The following is a 9319-nucleotide window of genomic DNA, read 5'->3' on the forward strand; positions in this document are numbered from 1 at the left end:
CGTTGCGCAGCTCTGAAGCGCAATGCACGGCACGACGGCGGTGGGTCGCCCTGAAGCGCAGGAGCCATCTCCCGCGTGATTTCACGAAAAAACACAGCCCCAGTAGACTTGCTGGAGTTTCGGCCGCGACAAGCGCGGCCGGAAGCAGTCTTCTGAATACGTTCTAGGAGGAACACGTGGCGAAGGCAAAGTTCGAGCGGACTAAGCCGCACGTCAACATCGGCACCATCGGTCACGTTGACCACGGTAAGACGACGCTGACTGCTGCCATCTCGAAGGTGCTTGCCGACAAGTACCCGGACCTGAACGAGAAGCGCGACTTCTCGTCGATCGACGCCGCTCCCGAGGAGCGCCAGCGCGGTATCACCATCAACATCGCCCACATCGAGTACCAGACGGAGAAGCGCCACTACGCTCACGTCGACGCTCCGGGCCACGCTGACTACATCAAGAACATGATCACGGGTGCCGCGCAGATGGACGGCGCCATCCTCGTGGTCGCCGCCACGGACGGCCCGATGGCCCAGACCCGTGAGCACGTTCTGCTCGCCCGCCAGGTTGGTGTCCCCTACCTGCTCGTCGCGCTGAACAAGGCCGACATGGTCGAGGACGAGGAGCTCCTCGACCTCGTCGAGATGGAGGTGCGCGAGCTCCTCTCCTCGCAGGGCTTCGACGGCGACAACGCCCCGGTCATCCGCGTCTCGGGCCTCAAGGCCCTCGAGGGCGACCCCAAGTGGGTTGCCTCTGTCGAGGAGCTCATGGAGGCCGTCGACGAGAACGTTCCGGACCCGATCCGTGACCGCGACAAGCCGTTCCTCATGCCGATCGAGGACGTCTTCACCATCACCGGCCGCGGTACGGTCGTCACGGGCCGCGCCGAGCGCGGTACCCTCGCCCTGAACTCCGAGGTCGAGATCGTCGGCATCCGCCCGATCCAGAAGACCACGGTCACGGGTATCGAGATGTTCCACAAGCAGCTCGACGAGGCGTGGGCCGGCGAGAACTGTGGCCTCCTGCTCCGCGGCATCAAGCGCGAGGACGTCGAGCGTGGCCAGGTTGTCGTCAAGCCGGGTTCGATCACCCCGCACACCGACTTCGAGGCGAACGTCTACATCCTCTCCAAGGACGAGGGTGGCCGTCACAACCCGTTCTACTCGAACTACCGTCCGCAGTTCTACTTCCGCACCACGGACGTCACCGGTGTCATCACCCTTCCCGAGGGCACCGAGATGGTCATGCCGGGCGACAACACTGAGATGACCGTTGCGCTCATCCAGCCCATCGCCATGGAGGAGGGCCTCGGCTTCGCCATCCGCGAGGGTGGCCGCACCGTTGGCTCGGGCCGCGTCACCAAGATCATCAAGTAGTCCTCACGGATTGCTGCCCACGGGCTGATCTGAGAAGACCCCGTCGCGCTATCGCGGCGGGGTCTTCTCGCGCCCGGCGGGGTTCATGCCCGAAAGCGGGCTACGCCTGCTCGAGGCGCCGGCGGCCCTGGGCGAGGCGCCGGAGCCAGTAGTAGGAGGCCTTCGGGGTGCGCTCCTGGCTGTCGAAGTCCACGTGGATGAGGCCGAAGCGCTGCGTGTAGCCCGCGGCCCACTCGAAGTTGTCCATGAGCGTCCACACGTACCAACCGCGCAGGTCGACCCCCTGGGCCGGCCCCCCTGGCCCGCACGAGGTGAGCGCCGCCTCGAGGTGACCGGCGAGATAGTCGATCCGCTCGTCGTCGTACACGAGGCCGTCCGCCTGCTCGGGCTCCGGGAAGCTCGCCCCGCTCTCGGTGATGTAGACGGGCGGGAGGGCGGCGCCGTAGCGCTGTTTGAGCTCGCGGAGCACGACGCCGCAGTACGCGGGGGAGATGGGCCAGCCGAATCCCGTGCTCGCATGCTCGGGGAAGTCCGCGAGGTGGAACGGGACGGCCTTCATGGCCTTGGTCTCGACGACGCCGTCCGGCGTCGGGCCCGGACCAGAGCGGATCCGCGCGGGGTAGTAGTAGTTGACCCCGTAGAAGTCGAGGGGCTGGTGGATGGTCGCGAGGTCCTCGGGCTTGGGGTCGCGCAGCGCGTGGAAGAACTTGCGCGCGAGCAGCGGCGGCTTCGGGTAGCGGCCCAGGAGCACGGGGTCGGCGTAGAGCCGGTTGATCATGAGGTCGACGACCCGCGCATGGATCCAGTCGAGGAGGTTCATGCCCGCCGGGTGCACGGGGGCGTGCATGTTCGTGATCCCGACGGCGCCCCGCGCACCGGATGCGCGCAGCGCCTGGACCGCGAGTCCGTGCGCGAGGAGCTGGTGGTGCACGGCCGGCATCGAGTCGAAGAGCAGCTGCTTGCCCGGCGCGTGGATGCCCACGGCGTACCCGTTGAGCGTGACCGAGACCGGCTCGTTGAGCGTGATCCAGCGGTCCACCCGGTCGCCGAACCGCCGCCCCGCCTCTGCCGCGTACTCACCGCAGCGCTCGGCCGTCTCGCGGGCCAGCCACCCGCCGTCGAGCTCGAGGGGGAGCGGGGTGTCCCAGTGGTACAGCGTGGCCATGGGGGAGAGGCCGAGCTCGAGCATGCGGTCGATCAGCCGGTCGTAGAAGTCCCAGCCCTTCTCGTTCCACGCACCGCGCCCGTCCGGCTGGACGCGCGGCCAGGCGATGGAGAAGCGGTAGGAGTCGACGCCGAGCTCCGCCGCGAGCCGGAGGTCCTCGTCGTTGCGGTGGTAGTGGTCACACGCGACGGCGGCCGTGTGGCCCAGCGCGATGGCCCCGGGCCGCTCCGTGAAGCGGTCCCAGCCGCTCGGGCCGCGCCCGTCCTCGGCCAGGGCGCCCTCGATCTGGAACGCGGCGGTCGCGACGCCGAGGACGAAGTCGGGGGGGATCCGTGCGGCAAGGCGGTCGACGGCGGAGGGCGCCCGGGCGGGCTCCTCGCCTGGCGCTCGGGGTTCTGTGGGCTCCGCGGGCGTCACCGGCGGCGCGGCGAGGCTGAGCGGCGGCGGTGCCTCGTCGCCGTCGTGCGGATCCGCAGTGGGCATGGGACCATGATCCTCACGCCGCGCCGGGAGGGCAATGGTGGGAGGACGGGGGTCCATCAGGGGCCGCCGGGCTCCGATTGGCGATCCCGGAGGATCTCTGGCACACTAGATGAGTTGTTCAAGCGCTCTTTCGTGTCCCGATCCGGATAATGCCGGGTGCAGGGTCCAGGCTGGAGCCCAAATACGACCCACTTCCGCAGGATGGCTACGGGTACGTGCGTGCGAAAATCGCGACACGCCCGACCGCGGGGGTCGGACAGGCCGGCTGTTTGAGGAACCCGGGATGCCCGGATTCAGGCAGTGCGGCCAGTGGTGGTCACTTTCCTTGAATGCCTCGGCAGCCACGTGAGCTGAAACAGAACAGTGCAGTGCTAGACAGACGAAAGCGAGTCAGGCGATATGGCGGGACAGAAGATCCGCATCCGGCTGAAGTCGTATGACCACGAGGTCATCGACACTTCGGCTCGGAAGATCGTTGAGACGGTCACGCGCGCAGGCGCAACGGTGGTGGGCCCCGTCCCGCTGCCGACGGAGAAGAACGTGTACTGCGTCATCCGCTCTCCGCACAAGTACAAGGACAGCCGCGAGCACTTTGAGATGCGCACGCACAAGCGGCTGATCGACATCATCGACCCGACGCCCAAGGCCGTCGACTCGCTCATGCGTCTCGACCTGCCGGCGGACGTCAACATCGAAATCAAGCTCTAGAGGGAGGTGCTGAGAGAACTATGACCACGACCCGCAACGTGAAGGGCCTGCTGGGCACGAAGCTCGGCATGACCCAGGTCTGGGACGAGAACAACAAGCTCATCCCCGTCACTGTCGTTAAGGCTGACTCCAACGTCATCACGCAGCTGCGCAACGCCGAGACCGACGGCTACACCGCGGTCCAGATCGGCTACGGCCAGATCGACCCCCGCAAGGTCAACAAGCCGCTCACCGGCCACTTCGAGAAGGCCGGCGTGACCCCCCGCCGCCACCTCGTCGAGGTGCGCACCGGCGACGCCGAGTCCTACGAGCTGGGCCAGGAGCTCTCCGTTGAGCTCTTCGAGGCCGGCCAGAAGATCGACGTCGTTGGCACCACCAAGGGCAAGGGCTTCGCCGGTGTCATGAAGCGCCACGGCTTCTCCGGCGTCGGCGCCTCGCACGGTGCCCACAAGAACCACCGCAAGCCCGGCTCCATCGGTGCTTGCGCCACCCCGGGCCGCGTCTTCAAGGGTCTGCGCATGGCCGGCCGCATGGGCAACGTGCGCCACACGACCCTCAACCTCACCGTCCACGCTGTGGATGCCGAGAAGTCGCTGCTCCTCATCAAGGGCGCCCTTCCGGGTGCCCGCGGCACGGTCGTTCTCGTCCGCACCGCCGTGAAGGGAGCCTGAAACCATGGCCAACGCAACCGTCAAGGTCGATCTCCCCGCTGAGATCTTCGACGTCCAGACGAACGTCCCGCTGCTGCACCAGGTCGTCGTCGCCCAGCTCGCCGCCGCGCGCCAGGGCACGCACTCGACCAAGTCCCGCGGTGAGGTCGCCGGTGCCGGGCGCAAGCCGTTCAAGCAGAAGGGCACCGGCCGCGCCCGCCAGGGTTCCGTCCGCGCCCCGCACATGACCGGCGGCGGCGTCGTGCACGGCCCGACCCCGCGCGACTACAGCCAGCGCACCCCCAAGAAGATGAAGGCCGCCGCCCTCCGCGGTGCCCTGTCGGACCGCGCCCGCAACGGCCGCATCCACGTCGTGGAGTCCCTGGTCTCCGGCGAGAAGCCGAACACCAAGGCCGCCCTCGGCGTCCTGCGCTCCGTGTCCGAGCGCAAGAACGTGCTTGTCGTGCTCGATCGCGCTGACGAGCTCGGCGCCCTGTCCGTGCGCAACCTCACCGAGGTGCACGCACTGTACGCGGACCAGCTCAACACGTATGACGTGCTCGTCTCCGACGACGTGGTCTTCACCAAGGCCGCCTTCGACGCGTTCGTTGCGGCGAAGTCCCAGAACGAGGAGGGCTCCAAGTGAGCGCAGCCACCTACAAGGACCCGCGCGACGTCATCCTTGCGCCGGTCGTCTCCGAGAAGAGCTACAGCCTGATCGACGAGGGCAAGTACACGTTCCTCGTGGACCCGCGCTCGAACAAGACCGAGATCAAGCTCGCGATCGAGAAGATCTTCTCGGTCAAGGTCGACTCGATCAACACTCTCAACCGTGCCGGCAAGCGCAAGCGCACCAAGTTCGGATGGGGTCAGCGCAAGAGCACCAAGCGTGCGATTGTCACCCTCAAGGACGGCACGATCGACATCTTCGGCGGTCCGCTCGCCTGAGCGGAGACCACTTTAACGAGGAACAGGTAAATGGCAATCCGTAACTACAAGCCGACTACGCCGGGCCGCCGTGGCTCGAGCGTGGCCGACTTCGCAGAAATCACGCGTTCGACCCCGGAGAAGTCCCTGGTTCGCCCGCTCCCCAAGAAGGGCGGCCGCAACAACTCGGGCAAGATCACGACGCGCCACAAGGGTGGCGGGCACAAGCGCCAGTACCGTCTGATCGACTTCCGTCGCCACGACAAGGACGGCGTCGACGCCAAGGTCGCGCACATCGAGTACGACCCGAACCGCACGGCCCGCATCGCCCTCCTGCACTACGTCGACGGCACGAAGCGCTACATCATCGCGCCGAACAAGCTCGCGCAGGGCGACGTCGTCGAGTCCGGTCCGGACGCCGACATCAAGCCCGGCAACAACCTGCCGCTGCGCAACATCCCGGTCGGTACCGTGATCCACGCCGTCGAGCTCCGCCCGGGTGGCGGCGCCAAGATGGCCCGCTCGGCCGGCGCCTCGGTCCAGCTCGTGGCCAAGGAGGGCAAGTACGCCCAGCTCCGCCTGCCGTCGGGCGAGGTCCGCAACGTCGACGTGCGCTGCCGCGCGACCGTCGGCGAGGTCGGCAACGCCGAGCAGTCGAACATCAACTGGGGCAAGGCCGGCCGCATGCGCTGGAAGGGCGTCCGCCCGACCGTCCGCGGCGTCGCCATGAACCCGGTGGACCACCCGCACGGTGGTGGTGAGGGCAAGACGTCCGGTGGTCGTCACCCCGTCAACCCCAACGGCAAGCCCGAGGGCCGCACCCGCCGCCCGAACAAGGCGAGCGACAAGCTCATTGTCCGTCGTCGTCGTACTGGCAAGAACAAGCGATAGGAGCCTGGACACATGCCACGCAGCCTGAAGAAGGGTCCTTTCGTTGACCAGCACCTCTTCGTGAAGGTCGTCAAGGAAAACGAGAAGGGCACCAAGAACGTCATCAAGACCTGGTCCCGCCGCTCGATGATCATCCCCGACATGCTCGGGCACACGATCGCCGTGCACGACGGACGCAAGCACGTCCCGGTCTTCGTCACCGAGTCGATGGTCGGGCACAAGCTCGGCGAATTCGCCCCGACGCGGACTTTCCGCGGCCACGTGAAGGACGACAAGAAGGGCAAGCGCCGCTGACCCCTGCCGCAAGGCAGGCCCAGCAGCGCTGAGCTCTGAGAAAGAGAAGGAAAGCAATGGAAGCCAAGGCAATTGCGCGCCACATCCGCGTAACGCCGATGAAGGCCCGGCGCGTCGTCAACCTTGTTCGTGGCAAGCAGGCGAATGAGGCTCTGGCGATCCTGAAGTTCGCCCAGCAGGCAGCTTCGGAGCCGGTGTACAAGGTGCTCGCGTCCGCAGTGGCCAACGCCCGCGTTCTGGCCGACCGCGACGGTCTGCCGTTCGACGAGAGCGACCTCTACATCAGCGAGGCGTTCGTCGACGAGGGGCCGACCATGAAGCGGTTCCAGCCGCGTGCCCAGGGCCGCGCGTACCGCATCAACAAGCGCACCAGCCACATCACCGTGGTCGTCGCGACGCCCGAGAACGAGGAGGCCCGGTAAATGGGACAGAAGGTCAACCCGCACGGGTTCCGACTCGGCATCACCACGGACCACGTCTCGCACTGGTTCGCCGACAGCAACAAGCCCGGCCAGCGCTACAAGGACTTCGTCCGTGAGGACGTCAAGATCCGCCAGCTCATGACCACGGGCATGGAGCGCGCCGGCATCGCCAAGGTCGAGATCGAGCGCACCCGCGACCGCGTCCGCGTGGACATCCACACGGCCCGTCCGGGCATCGTGATCGGCCGCCGCGGCGCCGAGGCCGACCGCATCCGCGGCGAGCTCGAGAAGCTCACCGGTAAGCAGGTCCAGCTGAACATCCTCGAGGTCAAGAACCCCGAGGTCGAGGCGCAGCTCGTGGCCCAGGGCATCGCGGAGCAGCTCTCGAGCCGCGTCGCGTTCCGCCGCGCCATGAAGAAGGCCATGCAGTCGGCGCAGCGCGCCGGGGCCAAGGGCATCCGCGTGGCCTGCTCGGGCCGTCTCGGCGGCGCCGAGATGTCCCGCTCGGAGTTCTACCGCGAGGGCCGCGTGCCGCTGCACACGCTCCGCGCGAACATCGACTACGGCTTCTACGAGGCCAAGACCACCTTCGGCCGCATCGGCGTGAAGGTCTGGATCTACAAGGGCGATGTGACCTCCAAGGAGCTGGCGGCCCAGGCCGCCGCCGCTCCGTCTCGCGGCCGCGGCGACCGGGGCGACCGTCCTGGCCGCCCCGGTGGCGAGCGCCGCCGTCGTCCGTCTGGCGACCGCCAGCAGCAGGCTCCGGCCGAGGCTGCTGCGCCTGCTGCCTCGGCAGCAGAAGGAGTAGCTGCTCCGGCAGCAGAAGGAGGAGAGGCTTAAATGCTTATCCCGCGTCGTGTGAAGCACCGCAAGCAGCACCACCCGGGTCGTTCCGGCGCTGCGACCGGTGGCACCAAGGTCACCTTCGGCGAGTTCGGCATCCAGGCCCTCTCCCCGGCGTACGTGACCAACCGCCAGATCGAGTCCGCTCGTATCGCCATGACCCGCCACATCAAGCGTGGCGGCAAGGTCTGGATCAACATCTACCCGGACCGTCCGCTGACCAAGAAGCCTGCCGAGACCCGCATGGGTTCCGGTAAGGGTTCGCCGGAGTGGTGGGTCGCCAACGTCAAGCCGGGCCGTGTGCTCTTCGAGCTCTCCGGTGTGAACGAAGAGGTGGCGCGCGAGGCTCTTCGCCTTGCCATCCACAAGCTCCCGTTGAAGGCGCGCATCGTGCGCCGCGAAGGTGGTGAATGAGAATGGCAGTCGGTTCGAAGGATCTGACGGCTGAGAAGCTCGACCAGCTGGACAACGAGCGCCTGTTCGAGGAGCTGAAGAAGGCCAAGGAAGAGCTGTTCAACCTGCGCTTCCAGTCGGCCACCGGCCAGCTCGAGAGCCACGGCCGCCTGCGCGCCGTGAAGAAGGACATCGCGCGCATCTACACGATCCTGCGCGAGCGCGAGCTCGGCATCCGCGCGGAGGCTGTGCCCGCCGTCGTGGACGCCAAGGACGAGAAGAAGGCGTCCAAGAAGGCTGAGGCGGCCGAATCCGCTGAGGAGGACGCCAAGTGAGCGAGAACCAGGAGAACACCGTGGCAGAGAACGCTGCGCCTGCCCACGACCGTGGTTACCGGAAGACGGCCCGCGGCTACGTCGTGTCCGACAAGATGGACAAGACGATCGTCGTCGAGGTCGAGGACCGCGTGAAGCACTCGCTCTACGGCAAGGTCATCCGCCGCACCGAGAAGCGCAAGGCCCACGATGAGAACAACACCGCCGGCATCGGCGACCTCGTTCTCATCGCGGAGACCCGTCCGCTGTCCGCCACCAAGCGGTGGCGCCTCGTCGAGATCCTCGAGAAGGCGAAGTAGTCACTGCTCGCCTCGCGGATCCCGCGGATTCGCAGAAGGCCCGTCCCCTCGCAGGGGGCGGGCCTTCCGCCGTCTGACGTTTCGGGTACGTATCTCGACGGCGATTCGCCGCTTCGGGTACATATCTCGACGGCGATTCGCCGTTTCGGGTGCACGGCTCCGGTCACTGCGCCGGCGCACGACGGCGGGTGCTCGCCCGCGCGGGCCGGGCACCGCCGTCGTGCGCGGGGCCGCGGACGATGCGGGGCGAGTCTTGGCCTTTCTGCCCCCTGTTTCGGTCTGTGCCCCGTGCCGGAGCGGGGGGCATTGTCCGAAACGGGGGGCACCCTTCGCGTCTCTCCGGCCGGGCGGCGCCGGACGCGCGATGGAGGGTTCCCCGCCCAGGCCGGTGACCGGCCGGCGTCGTGCACCCCCGGGCTCCGGATGCCCCGACCGGCGACCAGGCCGTGCACCCGAGACGGAGGATCGGCGTCGAGATGCCCCATGCGTCAGGCTGTCGTGTGACACGTTGACGGCAGCTTGGCTGGGGCGCTGACCCGGAG

General features: G+C 67.6%; 13 protein-coding genes. 12 read left to right on the plus strand and 1 reads right to left on the minus strand.

All coding sequences use genetic code 11. The annotated features are described in order from the left end of the window. The first annotated feature begins 176 nt into the window (after positions 1-176). Positions 177-1367: an elongation factor Tu gene (gene tuf, locus BV907_RS15505; RefSeq protein WP_077490636.1), complete on the plus strand. Its 1191-nt coding sequence runs from the start codon at positions 177-179 to the stop codon at positions 1365-1367. Positions 1368-1467: 100 nt separating this feature from the next. Here the strand turns inward: tuf and BV907_RS15510 are convergent, their stop codons facing one another. Further along, positions 1468-3015, minus strand: coding sequence for a GH1 family beta-glucosidase (locus BV907_RS15510; protein ID WP_077490637.1), 1548 nt, complete (start codon positions 3013-3015; stop codon positions 1468-1470). A 399-nt stretch (positions 3016-3414) separates the two neighbouring features. Here BV907_RS15510 and rpsJ point away from each other — a divergent pair, with 399 nt between their 5' ends. From rpsJ to rpsQ, 11 genes are read left to right on the plus strand one after another with little or no spacing between them, the layout of a single operon-like run. After that, positions 3415-3723, plus strand: a complete 309-nt coding sequence (gene rpsJ / locus BV907_RS15515; protein WP_043119398.1) for a 30S ribosomal protein S10 — start codon at positions 3415-3417, stop codon at positions 3721-3723. 20 nt (positions 3724-3743) lie between these two features. Next, positions 3744-4394, plus strand: a complete 651-nt coding sequence (rplC, locus tag BV907_RS15520) for a 50S ribosomal protein L3 (protein ID WP_077490638.1) — start codon at positions 3744-3746, stop codon at positions 4392-4394. A gap of 4 nt (positions 4395-4398) precedes the next feature. Further along, positions 4399-5019: a 50S ribosomal protein L4 gene (gene rplD / locus BV907_RS15525; RefSeq protein ID WP_077490639.1), complete on the plus strand. Its 621-nt coding sequence runs from the start codon at positions 4399-4401 to the stop codon at positions 5017-5019. Then, positions 5016-5321 (plus strand): 50S ribosomal protein L23, encoded by a 306-nt coding sequence (gene rplW, locus BV907_RS15530; RefSeq protein WP_077490640.1) that lies wholly within the window; start codon positions 5016-5018, stop codon positions 5319-5321. Before rplD ends, rplW begins: the two co-directional genes overlap by 4 nt. Before the next feature lie 30 nt (positions 5322-5351). Beyond that, entirely contained in the window at positions 5352-6191 is an 840-nt protein-coding gene (gene rplB, locus BV907_RS15535) for a 50S ribosomal protein L2 (protein ID WP_077490641.1), read from the plus strand. A 12-nt stretch (positions 6192-6203) separates the two neighbouring features. After that, positions 6204-6485 (plus strand): 30S ribosomal protein S19, encoded by a 282-nt coding sequence (rpsS, locus tag BV907_RS15540; protein WP_077490642.1) that lies wholly within the window; start codon positions 6204-6206, stop codon positions 6483-6485. A gap of 56 nt (positions 6486-6541) precedes the next feature. Then, entirely contained in the window at positions 6542-6907 is a 366-nt protein-coding gene (gene rplV, locus BV907_RS15545; protein WP_077490643.1) for a 50S ribosomal protein L22, read from the plus strand. Beyond that, on the plus strand, positions 6908-7747 hold the full coding sequence (rpsC, locus tag BV907_RS15550; protein WP_077490644.1) for a 30S ribosomal protein S3: 840 nt from the start codon (positions 6908-6910) through the stop codon (positions 7745-7747). Then, positions 7748-8164, plus strand: a complete 417-nt coding sequence (gene rplP, locus BV907_RS15555) for a 50S ribosomal protein L16 (protein WP_077490645.1) — start codon at positions 7748-7750, stop codon at positions 8162-8164. A 2-nt stretch (positions 8165-8166) separates the two neighbouring features. Beyond that, complete coding sequence (gene rpmC / locus BV907_RS19610) at positions 8167-8478, plus strand: 50S ribosomal protein L29 (protein WP_077490646.1); 312 nt, start codon at positions 8167-8169, stop codon at positions 8476-8478. Beyond that, a complete protein-coding gene (rpsQ, locus tag BV907_RS15565; protein ID WP_077490647.1) occupies positions 8475-8777 on the plus strand; it encodes a 30S ribosomal protein S17 in 303 nt (100 codons plus the stop codon). Before rpmC ends, rpsQ begins: the two co-directional genes overlap by 4 nt. The last annotated feature ends 542 nt before the right edge of the window (positions 8778-9319 follow it).

Source organism: Sinomonas mesophila, from assembly GCF_001999765.1.
Lineage (GTDB): Bacteria > Actinomycetota > Actinomycetes > Actinomycetales > Micrococcaceae > Sinomonas > Sinomonas mesophila.